15 protein-coding genes are annotated in these 18,959 nt (G+C 33.7%); 8 read left to right on the plus strand and 7 right to left on the minus strand.

Translation table 11 applies throughout. The features are described 5' to 3' along the window. The first annotated feature begins 91 nt into the window (after positions 1-91). The 6 genes from QWC74_RS07620 to QWC74_RS07645 all read left to right on the plus strand — a co-directional run bounded on the left by QWC74_RS07620 (position 92) and on the right by QWC74_RS07645 (position 8,167). Positions 92-2,032, plus strand: a complete 1,941-nt coding sequence (locus QWC74_RS07620) for an FAD-dependent oxidoreductase (protein ID WP_006784190.1) — start codon at positions 92-94, stop codon at positions 2,030-2,032. Between the two features lie 192 nt (positions 2,033-2,224). Beyond that, positions 2,225-3,256, plus strand: a complete 1,032-nt coding sequence (locus tag QWC74_RS07625) for a YheC/YheD family protein (RefSeq protein ID WP_006784191.1) — start codon at positions 2,225-2,227, stop codon at positions 3,254-3,256. Between the two features lie 231 nt (positions 3,257-3,487). Then, positions 3,488-4,771 (plus strand): ATP-grasp domain-containing protein, encoded by a 1,284-nt coding sequence (locus tag QWC74_RS07630; protein ID WP_006784192.1) that lies wholly within the window; start codon positions 3,488-3,490, stop codon positions 4,769-4,771. Positions 4,772-4,902: 131 nt separating this feature from the next. Then, positions 4,903-5,958 (plus strand): YheC/YheD family protein, encoded by a 1,056-nt coding sequence (locus tag QWC74_RS07635; protein ID WP_006784193.1) that lies wholly within the window; start codon positions 4,903-4,905, stop codon positions 5,956-5,958. Between the two features lie 178 nt (positions 5,959-6,136). After that, positions 6,137-7,519 (plus strand): UDP-N-acetylmuramoyl-tripeptide--D-alanyl-D-alanine ligase, encoded by a 1,383-nt coding sequence (locus QWC74_RS07640; RefSeq protein ID WP_006784194.1) that lies wholly within the window; start codon positions 6,137-6,139, stop codon positions 7,517-7,519. A 372-nt stretch (positions 7,520-7,891) separates the two neighbouring features. Next, entirely contained in the window at positions 7,892-8,167 is a 276-nt protein-coding gene (locus QWC74_RS07645) for a hypothetical protein (RefSeq protein ID WP_006784195.1), read from the plus strand. 215 nt (positions 8,168-8,382) lie between these two features. Here the strand turns inward: QWC74_RS07645 and QWC74_RS07650 are convergent, their stop codons facing one another. Further along, a complete protein-coding gene (locus tag QWC74_RS07650) occupies positions 8,383-10,149 on the minus strand; it encodes a helicase-related protein (protein ID WP_006784196.1) in 1,767 nt (588 codons plus the stop codon). A gap of 253 nt (positions 10,150-10,402) precedes the next feature. On the opposite strand from QWC74_RS07650, the gene QWC74_RS07655 reads away from it, so the two are divergent. Then, positions 10,403-10,912, plus strand: a complete 510-nt coding sequence (locus QWC74_RS07655; RefSeq protein ID WP_006784197.1) for a GNAT family N-acetyltransferase — start codon at positions 10,403-10,405, stop codon at positions 10,910-10,912. A gap of 23 nt (positions 10,913-10,935) precedes the next feature. Here the strand turns inward: QWC74_RS07655 and QWC74_RS07660 are convergent, their stop codons facing one another. The 4 genes from QWC74_RS07660 to QWC74_RS07675 form a co-directional block, all read right to left on the minus strand. Next, on the minus strand, positions 10,936-11,577 hold the full coding sequence (locus tag QWC74_RS07660) for a pentapeptide repeat-containing protein (protein ID WP_006784198.1): 642 nt from the start codon (positions 11,575-11,577) through the stop codon (positions 10,936-10,938). Positions 11,578-11,591: 14 nt separating this feature from the next. Continuing rightward, on the minus strand, positions 11,592-11,906 hold the full coding sequence (locus tag QWC74_RS07665; RefSeq protein ID WP_006784199.1) for a co-chaperone YbbN: 315 nt from the start codon (positions 11,904-11,906) through the stop codon (positions 11,592-11,594). Between the two features lie 114 nt (positions 11,907-12,020). After that, the gene (locus tag QWC74_RS07670) at positions 12,021-15,266 is read right to left on the minus strand and encodes an FtsX-like permease family protein (protein WP_155222808.1); all 3,246 of its coding nucleotides are present in this window, start codon (positions 15,264-15,266) and stop codon (positions 12,021-12,023) included. A 2-nt stretch (positions 15,267-15,268) separates the two neighbouring features. Next, on the minus strand, positions 15,269-15,973 hold the full coding sequence (locus tag QWC74_RS07675) for an ABC transporter ATP-binding protein (protein WP_006784201.1): 705 nt from the start codon (positions 15,971-15,973) through the stop codon (positions 15,269-15,271). 224 nt (positions 15,974-16,197) lie between these two features. Between QWC74_RS07675 and QWC74_RS07680 the strand changes: the two genes are divergently transcribed. After that, positions 16,198-16,779 (plus strand): TetR/AcrR family transcriptional regulator, encoded by a 582-nt coding sequence (locus QWC74_RS07680; RefSeq protein ID WP_006784202.1) that lies wholly within the window; start codon positions 16,198-16,200, stop codon positions 16,777-16,779. 783 nt (positions 16,780-17,562) lie between these two features. On the opposite strand, the gene QWC74_RS07685 is transcribed toward QWC74_RS07680, so the two are convergent. Then, the gene (locus tag QWC74_RS07685; protein WP_006783745.1) at positions 17,563-17,895 is read right to left on the minus strand and encodes a hypothetical protein; all 333 of its coding nucleotides are present in this window, start codon (positions 17,893-17,895) and stop codon (positions 17,563-17,565) included. A 21-nt stretch (positions 17,896-17,916) separates the two neighbouring features. Further along, the gene (locus tag QWC74_RS07690) at positions 17,917-18,861 is read right to left on the minus strand and encodes an L-lactate dehydrogenase (protein WP_006783744.1); all 945 of its coding nucleotides are present in this window, start codon (positions 18,859-18,861) and stop codon (positions 17,917-17,919) included. Positions 18,862-18,959: the final 98 nt, after the last annotated feature.

Genomic DNA, 18,959 nt, shown 5'->3' on the forward strand with positions numbered 1-18,959 from the left:
TTTCACAAATCCTGTTGACTTGCCACTTACCCTCACCCTTAAACTGAGATTGTTAAATAAAACACAAAGTTTATTTGGGGAGGTTATCATCATGAATCATTTTTCTAAACGTGCTGCCGCTGCTTTTTTAGTCATGGCATTACTTACAACTGGATGTTCTGCTAATGAAGCATCAACATCATCTGATTCAGTATCTGAATCAACGCAATCAAAAGGAACACTTAAAGCTGGAACTTATACCGCAACGGGGACTGGAAACAACGGAACCATTACAGTCGAAGTTGTCTTAAGTGAAACAAAAATTGAAAGTATTAAAATTTTAGAATCAACAGAAACGGCAGGACTTGGAGATAAAGCTTTAGAATCTTTAATTGAAGAAGTCGTAGCAAACCAAACAATTGCCGTTGATACGGTAACAGGTGCAACAAATAGTTCAAGTGCGTTATTAACAGCTATTGAAACATGTTTAACAGAAGCAGGCGCTAATATTGAAGATTTTAAAACTGAAATTGCTAAAGTTGGAATCGACGAAGAAATCACAACTGAAATCGTTGTTGTTGGGGGAGGTGCTTCAGGTTCGGCTGCTGCCTTACAAGCTGTTCAAGATGGAGCAAAAGTAACATTAGTTGAAATGACGGCATCTCCTGCTGGTCAAGGAACAATGGCTGGTGGATTATTTGGAACAGATTCAACTCAACAACAAGAACAAGGTAAAACAGTAGATGGTAAATGGTTCTATGATCAATTCGTTGATACAAGTAACTATACTGCAAATGGTGGATTATTATCTAAAGTAATTCAAAACTCTGGACGCACTGTTGACTGGTTAATCGAAAATGGGGTGAATTTAATCTTAGCTCATCCTTCAACTGGTGGATATGAAGAGCATAAGTATACGCATCCTAATTCAACTATCCATGGATATGTAGATGGAGGAACTGTTGCTATTACAACATTACATGAACAAATTGTAGCACTAGGTGGAGAAGTTCTATATTCAACTAAAGCAACAGATTTAATGATTGAAAATGGTGAAATTAAAGGAATTCAAGCTGAGAAAGAAGACGGTGGAATCTTAACAATTAATGCTGATGCCGTCATTTTAGCAACAGGTGGATTTGCTGGAAACGAAGAATTAGTAACTAAATATTTTGGTGAAGGCGTAGGAAAAGGTCGCGTTGCAACAAATATCGGAACAGGTATCGAAATGGCCATCTCTGCTGGGGCTGCAGCAAGTTATGAAGATGCTATTACAATGCATTATGGAGTTAACCGCGGTGGATCATCTTGGGGATCTGCACTAAACTCTGCTTTAATTAATCCATTCTTATTTGTTGATGTTGATGGAAATCGTTTCATGAATGAAGAATCATTTATTTTCGAACCAATTAAAACATCAAATGTTATTAAATCATTACCTCAAATGACAGCTTATGAAATCTTCGATCAAACGATGATCGATATCGTTAAAGAAAAAGGAGCTGCTGGTTTAACTGATGTTTATACTGGTGAATTAGCAACTAATCCAACAGTATTTATTGAAGTTGGACACGAAGTTAACACAGCCGACGCTGCTAAAAAAGCTCATACACCAACGGATATCATGCCTGATATTGAAGCGTTAATTGAAGCAGGAAGTATTATTACTGCAAACAGTCCTGAAGAATTAGCAGAAAAATTAGGAATGGCTCACTTAGTTGATACTATCGCACGTTACAATGAATTATGTGAAACTGGTGAAGATACTGATCACTTTAAATCATCTAAATATTTAGATAAATTAGAAGGAACTTTATATGCTGTTAAAACAACTCCTTCAGTCTTCTTAGGAACTTTAGGTGGAATTGATATTAACGATAATGCTGAAGTATTAGATCCTAACGGAAAAGCAATTAAAGGATTATATGCTGCTGGATCAGAAACAAATGGAGCATATGGAAACAGCTATGTCTTCTTTGAAGGTGGAACTTTAGGATATGCTTATGGAACTGGTCGTATTGCCGGTGCAAGCGCAGCCGCAAGTTTAAAATAAAAAACATCATTGTTTACCTAACATGTCAATCCCTATTACATACATCCCTCTACTATTAGCACTAGTAGAGGGATTTTTTGTACTTTAAGCTTTCTTTTATGTTATTTTTCTCTACCCTAATATCGAAGTCCCGCATATTATAAAATTGGGATGCTATTTATCCTACCCTATTTTAAAGAAGAGTGATAAAAAATGATCTTGATTGGAATGTTACATCATCGTAAAATGCCCACTTCCATTGAAAGAACTTCTTTTTATGCCCTTGCCGCTAAAGAAGAAGGGGTAGATTTTATTTATTTTTCACCTAAAGGGGTGGATTTTAAAAATAAAGTCATTAATGGCTATGTGTATAAAGACGGAATTTGGAAACGTGCAACTAAACGATTTCCTGATGTCATTTTCAATGCAGGGAGTCCTGCAAAGCTTAATCGTTCAAAACAGATCGTTAACCGATTAAGAAAAGAAATTCCATTTACAAGTTATCCAGTAGGAAATAAAATGGCGGTATATAAGCGTTTAAAAAAGGCAAAAGTTTTTTCACGTTACTTAATTCCAACTCAAACAGTTTCTTCAACCCAAGAACTGTTGAAGTTTATACAAAAGAATGGAAAAATTGTCTTTAAACCGGTTGGTGGTCATCAAGGTGAAGGTGTAACCTTTATTGAACGAAAAGGACAAAAGTTCTTAGTTCAATTTGAAGGGGTAGATCATATCTATACCCTATCTCAATTAAATGAATTTGTGTCAAAAAGAATCCTTCATACAAACTATCTTGTACAACGCTATATTAACTCTAAAAATAGTGATGGTGAACCAACGGACTTTAGACTACATGTGCACAAAGATGGAAATAAAAAGTGGATTATATCAGTCATTTATGCACGAAGTTCTACAACAAGAAGCTTAATTACAAATGTTCATCAAGGAGCAAAAGTCGCCGTCTTAGATGACTATTTAAAAGAACACAATCCACGTCATCGAGAAGAAATGAAGAAAAAACTTGAAATCTTCGCCATAAAGCTTGCCAATCACTTAGATGATTTACAGGAAAAATCTCATCTTCATAAATTTGACGAACTCGGAATTGATATCGGAATTGATGAACACAACAATATCTGGATATATGAAGTCAACTGGCTTCCTGGCACTCCACACTCCTTCTATGGAAAGTATGGAATCGAAACTAACACTATTCGTTATGCCGCAAGCTTATGTAAAAAATGATGTGTGAATGAACGTAAGATTAGCAAAAGAATGCTACATCAGAAGATTAGGATAAGAAACTTAGTAATATGACATCAAAAGTATTTCTAATACCTAAAGTTCCTAGTCTTATTTCCTATCATTCCATTTATAAAAGACTTCCCACATACACACTTGGATAAAGCTGAACTACTCAAATGAAATCATCGTCAAAGCTATTAAATTATTGTTTACAAAAGGAAGTAATAGGTAATGAAAACCATTATATTTATAAATAGTAACAAAAACGGCTCTAGTCGTGAAGCTATTAAAGCCGCAGATAAAATGGGATACTTTACAATTTTATTAACTGATAAATCCGGATTTACAAATCGTTCAGAATACCCTGAAATAAAATTAGTGAAACGAGTCAATTTTAAAAACATGGATGAAGTTCGTAACGTCATAAGTAACTTACAAAAAACAGGTAAATTTGAAATTAAATGTATCATTAGCTTTATTGATCAATATTGTTATGTAGCAGCTCAATTAGCAGAAGAATTTGGTCTTAGTCAATTCACAACAGCTGGAATTATGAATATGGAAGATAAGTTATTATCACGAAATGCGGTTAAAAATTCTCCTTATAGCCCACGTTTTATTAAACTAAATCCAAATGAAAGTTTTAGTAAGCGTGAAGTTAAAGACTTAATTCCATTCATGTTAAAATCTCCGTCTTCAGCAGGATCTAAAGATGTTTTTAAAATTACATCGATGGATGAGTTTAACACTTATCGAAAAAGACTCACTAAAAAATATCCACAAGAGCCTCTACTTCTTGAGGAATACCTTGATGGCCCTCAATATTTAGTTGAATGTATGGTTATTAAAAAAAGCGTTCATATTGTCGCGATTATCGAGCAAGAGATTACATTTTACAATCGTTATATCATCACGGGGTATAATCTAGTGATTGATCCAAATCCAAAATTCTATGAATCTCTTAAAGTTGCTGTAAAAGATATCATTGAACTTCACGGGCTTGAAAATGGTTCCTGTCATCTTGAAATGCGCCTCGTTAATAAACAATGGAAGCTAGTTGAAACAAATCCTAGAATTTCTGGTAGTGGAATGAATGAGTTTCTTGAAATTGGATTGGGTATAAATCTTGTAAAAGAAACGTTAAAACTAGCACTTGGTAAAGAACCTGATTTAGAACCTAAACACAAAAAAAATGCATTTGCACAATATATTATTGTCAAACAAAAAGGAATCTTAGAGCGAGTCTTAGGAAAACAAGCTGCACTTACATCCCCTAATGTTAAATCAGTTTATATTAAACCTAGAAAAGGTACACTCTTAACCCCCCCAGAATCAATGGGAAATCGTTATGCTTATGTTGTAGCGATTGGAAAAACTGAAAATGAAGCCAAAAAAAATGCTAAATATGCTGCTTCAAAAATAAAATTCGTCTTAATGCCTTATACAAATCGTAATGTCAATCGAACTAATACTCGAAATCTTAGTCGAAATTCAAATCGAAAACCAAGACGTTAGCTCTTTAAATTTCCTATTTAAAACTCCAACCCTATTGGAGTTTTTATTTTGGAAAAAATTATCCGTTCGCTCTCAATTCGCATATGATAGCATTGGGGTAGTGTTTTTATCTATCCTAAGGAGAGAAAAATATGATATTAATTGGATATTTAAGCCATCGCAAAAATCCAAGAACGGTGAAGCAGGCTTATTACTTTGCAGTCGCTGCCCAAAAAGAAAATGCAGAATTTTTATTTTTTTCACCAAAAGGGATCGATATTGCAAATCGAAAAATCAATGGATATATCTTAGTTAAAAATCAGTGGAAAAAAGTTGAACGCCGTTTTCCAGATGTTATATTCAACCACGGAAATCCAGGTAAAATGGCTCATTCCCAAGATAAAATTGATGTCTTAAAACAAGAAATTCCTTTTACAAGCCATTCCATTGGATCAAAAATGACAGTTTATTATCGCTTAAAAGAAGCGAAAACTTTTTCAGAGTATTTAATTCCTTCTATTACGGTTTACTCACCTAAAGATGTTTTAAACGCTTTAAATAAATATAAAAAAATTGTATTTAAACCGAATGATGGTCATAAAGGGATTGGTGTGACTTTTATTGATAAATTACCTAAAGGATATAGTGTAAAAGTAGATCATCAGAAATTTATATATAATGAAGCACAATTGATGAGATTTGTGAAACAACGTATCAGAGGTAAAAAACATTTAATACAGCCCTGTATTAATTCTAAGACACGATATGGTGTCCCTTTTGACTTAAGACTGCATGTGCAAAAAGATGGTAATGGTGAGTGGAAAGTTGCCTTAATTTATGCCCGTGTAGCTCGTAATAATTCGTTCGTTACTAATTTAAGTAGCGGAGGATCTCGGGTTCCAATTGAAAAATTTTTACGCCAACAATACCCAAAAGAATACAGTGCCATGAAAAAACGCCTTGAAAGATTTGCATTGGATTTGGCACGGCACATGGATGAGATTCAACAACAAGTTCATTCTGAAACTTTAGATGAGCTTGGTATTGATATTGGTATTGATCAAAATAAACATTTTTGGATTTATGAAGTAAATTGGCGCCCTGGACTTCCTCATGCATTATTTGGAAAAGTAGGTGCTGAGCGCACAATGATTCAGTATACGATTTATTTAGCTAAACAACATAAATCTCACCTCAATAACCGATAAGGATAGTTGTTCCCTTCTTAATTAAGTTCAATTCATTATGATAAAGTTCTACTATTAAATACATCATATTTTTATTCCTTATAATACTTATAGCAAGATTGTCACTTAACTTAACATCGGGAACTATGAAATTCAAATCATAAGGGAGACCCACCCTAAATCATAAGGAGATATTATTATGAAAAAACTTTCAATAGGTACGATTAGAAAGGTGATTCACGGTTCTCTTGTTAAAGGAAATGATAATCTCATGATTTCTTCCGTTGTGACACAAGCAAAACAAGTAGAATCTAGTAATACCCTTCTTTTCTTACTCAATCCTAGAACTTTTGACTGGAGATTTATCAAAAAATACTTACCTTGTGCAATTGTTACAGATCGGCCTATTGGTCACTGTCCATTCGGTAATAACTGTACAATTATCAAAGTTAATAAAATAAAAGAGTCATATTATGACTTTATTGATTTTTATCGTAATCAATTTGATATCCCCGTTATCGCTGTCACTGGAACATGTGGTAAAACAACAACAAAAGATATGACACGTCATATTTTAAAGCATTTTTATAAAACAGAGGGAACCGTGAAGTCTACTAACGGGGAGTCTAAACATCTCTCTTACTTAATGAAATTAAATGATAGTGTTGAAGCAGCTGTTTATGAAACTGCCGTGGCTGCTCCTGGTTATATAAAAAAAAGCTCACGATACTTTAAACCACAAATCGGAATCATCACAAACATCGGTATTGACCACCTTGATCAATGTAAAACACTCGAAGGTTACATAAAAGCTAAAGGTGAAATGGTGAAAGCAGTTGGTGAAAAAGGAACCTTAATCTTAAATGCCGACGATGATAACATTAAAAAAATTAGCTTAGAAGATTTTAAAGGAAAAATTATTTACTATGGTGTAGGCGAGAATTCCGATTATCAGGCTTCAAACATTGAATTCGTACCTAAAGGAATGAGTTACATTTTAACTGTTAATAATAAAAGATACAAAGTTTTCATTCCTGGTTACGGTGTCCATCAAGTTTATAATAGCATGGCTGCCATTGCAGCTGCTTATGAAGTGGGAATTAGCTATCGTGATTCTATTAAACTCCTTCCTTCATTCAAACATTTAAATTCTCACTTTGAAGTTATGAAAGGATTGAATCAATGTCAGCTGATTGTGGATACTTGGAACATCAATCCTACTTCACTCGAAGCAAGTATTAAAACAATGTGTGAAATAGCTAAAAATCGTAAAAAAATAGCGCTAGTTGGTAGCATTGATGCACTGGGGAAAAACTCAAGACAACTTCATCAAAAAGTTGGGGATATGATTTGCCAGTATGATCTCGACGTGTTAATCACTATAGGATCCCAAGCTAGATATATTGCTTTGCAATGTCGTCGAAATGGATTTAAAGGGAAAGTATATAGCTTTTCATCAACAGAAGGAGTGCGTCGATTATTGAATCAAATTGTTGATAAAGATACAACACTACTTACAAAATGTTCAATGCATGACCCGGCAGTCATTAACTTCGTAAATAACCTTAAACTTAAAAAATAATAAAAAAACTGTTCAGATTTAAATATACTCTGAACAGTTTTTAAATTCTATTCGACTTCTCACTTTGCTCCTCGAATTATCTCAGTCTAAATAAGTTTTTCACACTCGGAAAACTTTTACTCAAAATAGTGGAAGCTTATTCTCTTAAAGATGTTAGATTGCCCCTATCGTTCTCCTTAGTATCAACAGAAGGGCTTAAGTAGTAAGTCTGATTATAAATGTATGAATTAAAGTTCTTTTGTATATAGAATTGCATATTGCTTAATTTGTATTTTAGGATATGTTATATTTAAAACTAGGAAATCATCAATCTTTTACATTTAATAAAAGATTGTTTATCAATATGTTTTTTTTACTAGGAGGGGCTTTTAAATGTTTAACGATATTTTAATCAAACCAAACAATAATGAACTTCATGTTTATAGTTACTTTGATCGTGAATTTATTTGTAGCGTTAAATTAAATGATAAAATTCAAATAGAATGTTATGATGACATTGTTTTTCTTTCAGGAGAACTTAAACAAAACACGATTACGAATCAACTACATTTAGTTGACCGAAATGGATTTGTTTGCCCTATTGAATTTGGAACAGTTTATAAAAAGCTTTGGTTAATTGAAGATGAATCAATGTTTAATAAATTCTAATTAATGATTACTAAAAAGGTTCAGAACTCAAGTTTCTGAACCTTTTTACTTGATGTTAGTAGCTTTAGTATGACTTGAGTAGAAGTGATAAGACTCAACCCTATACTATTTTATTGGCTACTTATGAACAATGATGCTATCCTCACTTATCCTATCATTTAAAATTGATTTTCGTATGCGCCTGATTTTCATCATCCAATTAATATCATTTAAATTTAGTATCTTCCTTTTATAAGTAAATCATTGATCAGTTCACTGATTCTCAGTCTTTCATCGTATACCCATTCAACATCAAATTCAATATTGAAACTTTTACAGAATGAGTAGTATAGGTTAACCTCTTGATAGTAGGTTTCTAAATTTGATAAATTAACTTCACCTAGATGAGGTCTTGGTACTTCACCCACTTTTTGAACAAAATAGCTTTCGATGAAAAATAGTAGCGTCGATAAGACTTCATCATTATGCACATCAATTGGTAACTTCATCAATTTCCATTCCACATATTCATCCAATTTATAACGACGGACTTTATCTAAGACTAAAATATAATCACGGATATCCATCTTACGATAATACAGGGTCTCAACAGGCATTGTACTCCAAAGCGCCAGCTTTTCTTTGAGCGGTAATCCTTCAATCTGAAGTAACACTTCACTTGGTCCAATGACAGCTTGTTCAATCGGGTCATCTTCCATCTCAATCTTTTCTTTTAAAAATGAATAAGAACGTCCATACCCTGCTACATATCCGACTTCATAAATTCCAATCCTTCCTGCTCGTCCTGCAATTTGTTTGACTTCTTGGGACGTTAAAAATCGTTCTTCTTCTCCATCAAATTTGCATAAATTCATGAATACAATGCGTCGAATTGGCAAATTAACACCCATTCCAATCGCATCCGTTGACACTAAAATTAAATTTTTCTTATGCACAAAGTCATAATACTGCATTTTACGAACCTCGGGTGGCAAATCACCATAAATCACACTCGCATTGATTCCCATCTCCTTATACTGTTTTGCTAGCTGTAAAACTTTTCGTTTTGAAAAAAGGATAAAGGCATCTCCTTCTTGTGTATCCTGATGATTAAATGGCTCCTTTTCTATAACTAATGGCACAAGTCTTTCATATTCAATGACTTCAAACTCATCGCCACAATCTTTAATCATTTCAAGTAAGATTTCTTTTGCATTTAACGCCCCACAGACATGAATCTCAGAACATCGAAGCCCTAAAAGAGCACGCGTCCAAGAAGAGCCACGCTGATAATCTCCAATCATCTGAATCTCATCAATAACTGCTACATCGTAAGTCTGATCTAAATTCACTTTTTCAACCGTTGAACTTTGATGGTTTGCTTCGGGAATAATAACCTCTTCCTCCCCCGTTAATAACGTACAAGGTACCCCTTCTTTATTTAACCGTTCATAAATTTCAAGCGCCAAAATGCGAAGAGGTGCAAGATATACACCTTTTTGACTTTGTTTTAAACGTTCAATAGCTCGATGGGTTTTTCCCGTATTCGTCTGACCTAAATGCAAATAAATTTTACGTTTAAGATTTCTTGCTTCCTGATATTCATCTTTAGGGTTTTTGGGAAAATGTGTTTTAAATGAATCCGCCATTAAATTAGGAATATGACTACTGACGAGCGCCGTTAAAATACCCGATGATAAATACTCTGGAAGATGCGATTGAACAATTTCATCAAATTCAAAGCTTGTATTATTTTTGTCATTATAGTCTTCTAATAATCGAACTGATATTTCATCTAACAAGTCGCGATATTCCTTATACACTTGATGATACCCTTTAAGCGATTGACCATCCATTTCAGTCAGCACCTTTAACTTTTTTCGAACTGCCGCCTCGTGATTCCACAGGTTTCCTATCTTAGTGTGGTGCACGACTTGTTTAATGCCGAATAGCTGTTCTTTTAATTGTTTGAGGTCACGGATTTCACGTCTATTTTTTTTCATAATCATCACCTTCAACAAATTTCGACTTTCTACTCATTATTTATAGGATGGTCATTTTTTAAAAAACATTGCTCACTTTTTACTTTTCTTTTTATATGCTATACTAACAGTGTTGAAAAAATTTTTTATAAACTAAGGAGTTGTTTGTTTGATCAAGCATCGTAAAATGGATTCCGTCCTTTAAGAGAGGACATCCAATTTGTCCTCTCACAGTAGCAAAAATCGTACTACTAACTAATTGGAGGATTTAAAAATGAACTTAATTATTAGAACTGAACATGAAAAAGAATTTAACCAAATTTATGACTTTGTGCGTATAGCATTTGAAACAGCTCAAGTATCGGATGGAAACGAGCAAAACTTTGTCAATGAGCTTCGCGCCAGTGAAAACTATATTCCTGAACTTGCCTTAGTCGCTTTAGTTGACGGAAACATTATTGGACATATCATGTTAACAAAATATATCGTTCAAGATTTGAATCAAAATCATGACGTTTTATTACTTGCTCCACTTTCTGTTGACCTAAATTATCGCGGTCAAGGTATAGGTTCAAAACTTGTCATGAAAAGTTTTGAGCTAGCTCGTAAGATGGGATATACAGCTGTTGTATTAGTTGGGGATCCTGCTTACTATCAACGATTCAGCTTTAAATCTTCTGTTGATTTTGGCATCAACTGTCATGAAATTCCTGCTCAGTACATTCAAGCTTGTGAATTAGTTGAAGGAAGTTTAGATAACGTCTTTGGCACTCTTACATTCTAATGAAAACACCTTTAGGAAACTCCCTAAAGGTGTTTTATTTTTAGTCCAAGTAGTGTCGCTAATTGAAGAGCCTGTTCTGGTGAGACACTTAATCCTTTTAAATTTTCCATTGGAATTACAATTCCGTCTATCTTACAGTTTGAAAAATCGAGACCATTCAATGAGGTGTGAATAAATTCTGCTATCTCTAATTGATTTTCTTCAAATGCAACTTTATTAAACTGACATTCATTAAAACTTCCATGTGAAAACTGATTACTTAGTAAATTTACTTTTTTAAACGTTGAAAAGGAAAAGTTGATATATCGTCCACTATTTTCTTTAAATAGTGTTTGTTGGATGCCACAGTTTGAGAAATCACTTCCTGTCAGACGACAGTTTTGAAAAATACAACGATGTATAATTCCATCAGGCATTTTAATATTAGACAAATCACAGTTTTCAAAAATCGTATCCGTTAAATCAATATGATCAAATTCACATTCTAAAAACACAACATTTTTAAAATGACATTGATTTAAACTTAGACGCTCAATGGATAAATATGAAATTTCTTCGTTTTCAAATTGCATCCCATGAATGTAGTAGTCTTCTGCCAAGCACTCTGTGAAGGTAAGGTTATGATTTAATTTCCCTGTTCTTTTCGGTTTCTCAATTTTCTCCATTGTCTACTTCTCCTCTACTTATAAATCATTTCGTATAATCTATTTATTTTCTCATTTAAGGTATGTATACTAAAAATTCCCGCTTCTTTGATATATTCTTTCCCCTCTATGAATAGAATCGTAGCGGGAACGGAATAGACGCCAAAGTGTGATGAAATTTCAGCATCCTTATTCACATCTATTATCCGCATTTCAATTTCAGGATACTGCTCTATTAATTTTTCTACTTTCGGTAATAACGCAAGACAAGCACTACATTGGCTTCCTTTAAAATAGAGCAACATCATTTGATGTGTTGAAAGTTGTTGAAGCAACAAATCTTTATTCATATAGGGCTCCTTTTTGTCTCATTCTTAATAAGTATTATTATATCCTGATATAGTTTTAATCTCACCTTAATTTATAAAAAAGGTTCGCTCTTATTGAGAGCGAACCTTTTTGGCTTAATCGACTGATTTAAGTGATTCTACCATTTCGATTTTTTTCAATTTATAATACATTGCAAAGTTTACTACGAAGGCGAATAAAATAGTTAAGCCTGCTGAGTAAATAAAACTTAGTGGAGCAATTTGTCGTCCAAACATCATATTATCAAGTTCGACTGTGAGCATGATATAACGATGTAGTAAAATTCCAAGTCCAAGTCCAACAACCGTTCCAATCAAGGTTAAAATGATATTTTCTCGATAAATATAAGCTGAGACTTCTTTATCATAGAATCCTAATACTTTAATCGTTGCAATCTCACGCATACGTTCTGAGATGTTAACATTCGTTAAATTATACAAGACGACGAATGCTAAAGCTCCGGCAGAAATAATCATTAATAAAACGACATAGTTCAAATTCTGAATCATGTTATCAAAATTACTTCCAATCGATGAGTTCCAACTTATCCCACTTACACCCGCTTGATTCATATAATCTGATGAAACCGCCTCTTCAAGTTCTAACGTATCATCATTAGCAACACCTAAAATACTTTCAAATGTTGGCGTCTCATTAAATAATTCTTCATAATAAGTTGGTGATAAATAAACATAATGGAATAAATAATTTTCAACAATTCCCTCTACTTTAGCCTCTGCTTTTTTACCATCGGCATTTTCAATCGTCACATTATCTCCAACTTTAACCCCCAATTGTTTACCTACTTTCTCACTCAACACGACTCCATATTCTGGAAGTTCAACCTTTTCTTGTGTCACACGATTTCTGAGTGAAACAAATGGATCTAAATCAGCAACTGAATGGGGAACGAAGACATTAACATCTTTTGTCACGTCATCATCAGATAGTTTACCATTCTCACTATGAATTGATAAAACGCCCTGAATTCTCGGATCATTTTGTAGCTCAGTAACTAGTGCTTTTTCATCTGAAAGTGAAATATCTTTATTTAACTTCATCGTCATATTATATTTAAATATTTCTCCAAATTGCGTATCCACAATTGTACGAATTGAATCTTTAACTCCAAATCCTGTTACAAGTAACGCCGTACATCCCGCAATTCCAAAGACTGTCATGAAGAAACGTTTTTTGTAACGGAATAAGTTTCGTACCGTTACTTTCGCAATGAAGTTTAGGCGATTCCAAATGAATGGAAGACGTTCTAGTAAAATTCTTTTCCCTTCTTTCGGTGCTTTAGGTCGCATTAAAATAGATGGTGTTTCTTTTAATTCCGCATTGACTGCAAAGAATGCTGATAAGGTTGTGACCCCTACTGCAATAAGTGTTGCAATGATTACCAATGGCCAACTAAATACTAAAATAGTATCTGGTAAAGTATACATCATACCATAAGCATCAATCACAACATTCGGGAAAACATTAAATCCGATTATGGTTCCTAAAATTGCCCCTGTCATACTTGCTAGTGCAGCATAAACTAAAAACTTCGATGCAATTTTGACTTTACTATATCCTAATGCTTTTAACGTTCCGATATTTAATCGTTGTTCATCTACCATGCGTGTCATTGTTGTTAAACAAACTAAGGCAGCAACTAAGAAGAAGAAAATCGGGAAGATTTGTGAGATGGCTTCAATACTCGAAGCCGCATTTTTATAATCTACATATGAATAATGAGAATCTCGATCTAGCACATACCATTCTGGATAAGTCATATCATTAATTTGATCCTGTGCTTCTTGTAGCTTTTCTTCGGCCTCTTTAAATTGTTCTTCTGCTTCGGCTTTTCCATTTTCATAGTCCGCTTCAGCTTTAATTAATTCTGCTTCACCTTTTTCAATTTCATCTTCTGCTGTCTTAAACTGTGCATAAGCATTTGATTTTTCCGTTTCTAATTTAGCTTTTTGCTCTGCTAATTCTTGTTTTGAAGCTTGAATCGTACGTTTTCCAGCTAAAATTTGATTTTCTCCATCAATTAAGGCTTGTTTATTTTTCTCAAGTTCAGCTCTTCCGGCATTTAATGTCTGTAGCGCTGATTCATAACTTTGTAAGATAGGAGCAAGTTGCGCTTCAATAGCCACTCTTTGTTCATCTGTTAAATCTGGATTTTGTAGTGAGGCTTGTAGTTGATTTTTATAGGCATCAAGTTGTGCAACTTGTTCTTCCCCAGATTTAAGCTGTGCCTCAGCAGCTGCTATTTGAGACTGTGCACTTTCTTTTTGAGCTAAAAAATCATTATACGCACGATTTAACTCATCCTCTGCTTGTGTTAACTGTGCTTCCCCCTGTGCAATTTGTTCCTCAGCTGATTGAATCGTACTTTCAAACTCTGCTTTATTAGAAGCAAGTTGAGCTTTTCCGTTTACTAAATCTTGTTTCGCTGTTTCGATTTGACTTGCGGCATCCTCAAGTTCTGCTAGTGCCTCTGCTTTTTGCCCCTCGTATTCTATTCGATTTTTATCAAGTTCTGACTGTGCTTCTTCCATCACTTCATCATATCGATGCTTTGTTTGAGTTTCGCTTAGCACTTCAATTTCATCTACTACGTGAGACACTGTGTCTTTATACTGATCTGAGAATGTATCAAGAGCTTTTGTGTTCGATAAACTCACATACATTTCAGTATAGATATCTGATTTAAAATCACTTTGTGGAATCATCATAAAGCTTGAGATATTTCCGCTCCCGATATTTGATGTTCCTTTATCTGCTGACAAATAATATGGCGTTTCAACAATTCCAACGATCGTATATTCAGTTGTTTTTAATGTATCACTTAACGGGTCATCTGTCCCTGATTGTAATTGTATTTTTGAACCTAGTTCAATTGAGCCAAGATATTTACTTTTTTCAACAACAGCTTCTCCAGATTTTTCAGGTAATCGCCCTTCAACTAGTTTAACTTGGTTAATATAATCTGGATTATTTGAATTTAAGTTATCAATTGGTAAGGCATGCAATCTGATAACTAATTCATTATCTTGATATTTTGTTAAAACATCTTGTGTAAAGGTTGGAAAAACCCCTGACACATCATTTAAACCTTTAACAGCTTCAACATCCTGATCGGTGAAACCAAGGGTAGAGATTAATCTCAAATCCATGAAATTATAATCATCATAGTATTGATCTACTGTCTTTTGCATAGCAAGCGGAGCAGATTTGATTCCGACAAAGAAGGCAACGCCAAGAGCAGAGATCATTAGAATCGACATAAATCTTCCTAATGATTTTTTGATATCACGGAAGGTATCTTTTGTTAAACTCTTACTCATTCTTACCACTCAATCCCTTCTACTGGCATTGGGTTTTCGTTGATTTCGATCTTAGCTACTTTTCCATTACGAACATGGATAATTTTATCCCCCATCGGTGCAATAGCTAAGTTGTGGGTAATCATAACGACCGTCATCCCCATTTTACGACATGTATCTTGTAATAATTTTAAGATTGCTTTTCCGGTATTGTAATCTAATGCACCGGTTGGTTCATCGCATAATAATAATTTTGGATTTTTGGCCAATGCTCGTGCAATAGCAACACGTTGTTGTTCTCCACCCGACATTTGAGCAGGAAAGTTATTTTTACGATGTCCAAGTCCCACTGCCTCTAAAACCTCTTGAACATTTAACGGATTTTCACAAATCTGAGTTGCTAGTTCAACATTCTCAACAGCTGTTAAATTTTGAACTAAATTATAAAACTGAAAGACAAATCCGATGTCATGACGACGATATGTAATTAATTCCTTATTTGAATAATTATTAATTTCGTTTCCATCAACTAAAATCTTTCCACTGCTGGCATGGTCCATTCCACCTAATATATTTAAAACAGTACTTTTTCCCGCTCCACTTGCCCCAGCAACAATGACAAATTCACCTTTATTAATGGAAAAATCAACACCGCTTAAAGCTTCAATTTCAACTTCTCCCATTTTGTAAACTTTTTTTACATCTTTAAACTCAATGTAACCTGCCATCTTATCACTCCCTATTTTGTTTCCTTATATTTTTAGCATCCTGAGATAGCTTACTCACAGATTTGAGCATTAATGCTAAATAAACAGATTATTGACTTTTGAACATATGTCTATTATTATTCATTTTAATAAAATGTACAATAATCAATCTTTTACACCGTGTTAAATAACCAACATTCTTTAACTATATGTTCAATAAATAAAAAAAGAAGGGATTATATAAAATGAAACCTAAACTAGAAGACCGCCGTGTTAGGAGAACAAAAAAACTATTAAAAGAAAGTTTTATTGAATTAATGTCTGAAAAACAAATCAAAGATATTACGGTAAAAGACCTTACTGAACATGCTGATTTAAATCGTGGAACTTTTTATCTTCACTATCTCGATATCTATGATTTATTAAATCAGCTTGAAGATGAAGTCATCGAAAATGTTTCAATGATGATCCAAGATTTTAATTTTAGGAATTCTAATCAATCGACTTATTTATTACTAGAACAACTCTTTGAATATATTTATGATAATAAACATATTTTAAAAACCTTTTTGCAGAGTCATTCACAAGGACATTTTTTTAATAAAATCCAACTCTTAATTAAAACGATAGGGCTTGATACACTGAAAAATCTTTATCAAGAAAGTGATTCTATTGAGTATACTTTATTCCTATCCTTTGTTTCAAATGGCGTTATTGGTGTTACAGAACAATGGATTTCTGATGGTATGACCCTAACACCAAAAGAAATGGCACTATTAATTGATAATATTATCAATCATGGTGCCAAAATCCTTATTCAAAAATAAAAAAAGAACTGTATCCTGTGATACAGTTCTTATACAAAGAAGAAAGACAAAAAAAGTAAACTAAAAATGAAAAAATTAAGCGCATAAATAGCGGTAGAGAAACTTAGGAGAAGAAGAACTTCTACTCTTCTATCATATACAGTTATTCGCGATGTTAGACTGTTTTTTTTATTTTCTCCTATCAATCGTCAGTTTTTTTAAATTAATTTGATTTTTTTGTTGCATTTTATCTCTATACGTGTTATTCTATAAAACCAACCCCTTGCGTTAAGACAAGGAATGTTTCGAAGGTTGAAGGAAGAACAATTTCCACGTACTGTTCTTGATGTGTTTTTGCATATATCATCGTCGGTAATGATGATAACCGAAGCATTCACAAAAAGGAAGTAATTACCACAAAAGATAATTACGAGCGCTTTTTCATAAATAGAGCTCAGATTGACAACATAAATGATGAGAGTCATCTCCTCACAGAAACCAATATGAAGGCTAATTCCTTAGATTCCTAAGGAAACGTGGCCACTAGGCTCTGTTTATTTTTCTTGTTTAAACGCACATGCGTTTTATAGGAAGAAGGCCTGTAAAACCTTTGGGGTTAATAAAACACCAAAGGAGGAATTTGTAATGAAACAAATTCAAATGTTAAAAGATGCAGCAAAAGGTTTAGTAATTGGAACAGCTTTATTCTATGTTACACCACATGTGATTAACATCATCGCAATGTCAGTTGCAACAAAATAATTTCATAAAAAATCCCACGATTACATATCGTGGGATTTTTTATTATTGTTCTAAATGATTATTTGGATGATTAATATTATCGACAAAATCTTTTGCTTTCTCCATTAAATCTTCTGTTTTATTAGCTACTTTTTTAGAAGCATGTTGAACACCTTGTACCATATCCTCTGCTAACTCTTCAGCACCACGAGCTGCTTTTTTAGCACCTTTTGAAATACCGTGAGCCATATCTTCCGCTAACTCTTCAGCACCACGAGCTGCTTTTTTAGCTCCATATTTTAAATCTTCAGCTAAATCTTCAGCTTTATTTGCCACTTTTTTAGCTAAATGTTCTGTATCTGTTACAACCTTTTCATATTTATCATGAGTTGACATAAGTATACCTCCTTAAATTGACTATAAGACCGTTTGAAGTGTTTCTCTTAAAATATCCACTGATTTATGAAGTTGATCGCGTTCTTCTTTTGTAATATTTAAATTATATACTTCACGTACTCCATTACGATTAATAATGGCAGGAACTCCTGTGAAGATATCTTTAATTCCGTATTGTCCATTTAAATAAGCTGAAACTGGTAAAACACAATTTTCATCATTTAAAATAGCTTTGACAATACGTGTTGTACACATCCCAATACCGTAATAAGTTGCACGTTTACGATCGATAATGTGATATGCTGCATCACGAACATTCACATAAATTTGCTCTAAATCTTCAAATTTATATTGTGGATCGTCTTGAATAATATCTAGTAAAGGTTTTACCCCAACTGTTGTGTGAGACCATAAAGGTGTTTCTGTATCACCATGTTCCCCAACAATGTATCCATGCACGTTACGTGGATCCACATTTAAATATTTACCAATTTCATGTCGTAAACGAGCTGTATCAAGCGTTGTACCTGTCCCGATGACACGATGACGTGAAAGACCCGATTCTTGCCAGGCAACATATGTTAAAACATCTACTGGATTACTTGCAATTAATAAAATTCCATTAAATCCTGATTTCATCACATTTTTAACCACATCGCGCATAATTTTAGCATTACGTTCAACTAAAGCTAAACGTGTTTCTCCTGGTTGTTGATTAACACCAGCTGTTACGACAACAATATCTGCAGTACCACAATCAGCATAAGTTCCTGCCCAAATTTCAGTTTTATCAGGAGCAAAGGCAATACCATGACTTAAATCCATTGCTTCTCCTTCTGCTTTATCATGGTTAACATCAATTAAAACTAGCTCCTCAATTCCACCTTGATTAATAATTGAGTACGCAAAACTCATTCCAACAAAACCTGTTCCGACTAATACAACGCGTCTTACTCCACTTTTCAACTTTTACACCTCTAATCAATCTTACTTTTATTGGTAGCCTCTTTAGAGTCACGCTACTATCTTTAGTATTTAAATCAACATCAGATTTATGCGAAAAA

Origin of the sequence: uncultured Turicibacter sp. (assembly GCF_938044715.1) — a bacterium.
In the GTDB taxonomy this organism is placed as follows: Bacteria; Bacillota_I; Bacilli_A; order MOL361; family Turicibacteraceae; genus Turicibacter; species Turicibacter sanguinis.

Coding starts and splice junctions, on each gene's coding strand:
- QWC74_RS07685 (WP_006783745.1), bottom strand. CDS start 17,895: ATGTCAACTCATGATAAATATGAAAAGGTTGTAACAGATACAGAACAT.
- QWC74_RS07625 (WP_006784191.1), top strand. CDS start 2,225: ATGATCTTGATTGGAATGTTACATCATCGTAAAATGCCCACTTCCATT.
- QWC74_RS07670 (WP_155222808.1), bottom strand. CDS start 15,266: ATGAGTAAGAGTTTAACAAAAGATACCTTCCGTGATATCAAAAAATCA.
- QWC74_RS07640 (WP_006784194.1), top strand. CDS start 6,137: ATGAAAAAACTTTCAATAGGTACGATTAGAAAGGTGATTCACGGTTCT.
- QWC74_RS07660 (WP_006784198.1), bottom strand. CDS start 11,577: ATGGAGAAAATTGAGAAACCGAAAAGAACAGGGAAATTAAATCATAAC.
- QWC74_RS07645 (WP_006784195.1), top strand. CDS start 7,892: ATGTTTAACGATATTTTAATCAAACCAAACAATAATGAACTTCATGTT.
- QWC74_RS07680 (WP_006784202.1), top strand. CDS start 16,198: ATGAAACCTAAACTAGAAGACCGCCGTGTTAGGAGAACAAAAAAACTA.
- QWC74_RS07675 (WP_006784201.1), bottom strand. CDS start 15,973: ATGGCAGGTTACATTGAGTTTAAAGATGTAAAAAAAGTTTACAAAATG.
- QWC74_RS07630 (WP_006784192.1), top strand. CDS start 3,488: ATGAAAACCATTATATTTATAAATAGTAACAAAAACGGCTCTAGTCGT.
- QWC74_RS07650 (WP_006784196.1), bottom strand. CDS start 10,149: ATGAAAAAAAATAGACGTGAAATCCGTGACCTCAAACAATTAAAAGAA.
- QWC74_RS07655 (WP_006784197.1), top strand. CDS start 10,403: ATGAACTTAATTATTAGAACTGAACATGAAAAAGAATTTAACCAAATT.
- QWC74_RS07635 (WP_006784193.1), top strand. CDS start 4,903: ATGATATTAATTGGATATTTAAGCCATCGCAAAAATCCAAGAACGGTG.
- QWC74_RS07665 (WP_006784199.1), bottom strand. CDS start 11,906: ATGAATAAAGATTTGTTGCTTCAACAACTTTCAACACATCAAATGATG.
- QWC74_RS07620 (WP_006784190.1), top strand. CDS start 92: ATGAATCATTTTTCTAAACGTGCTGCCGCTGCTTTTTTAGTCATGGCA.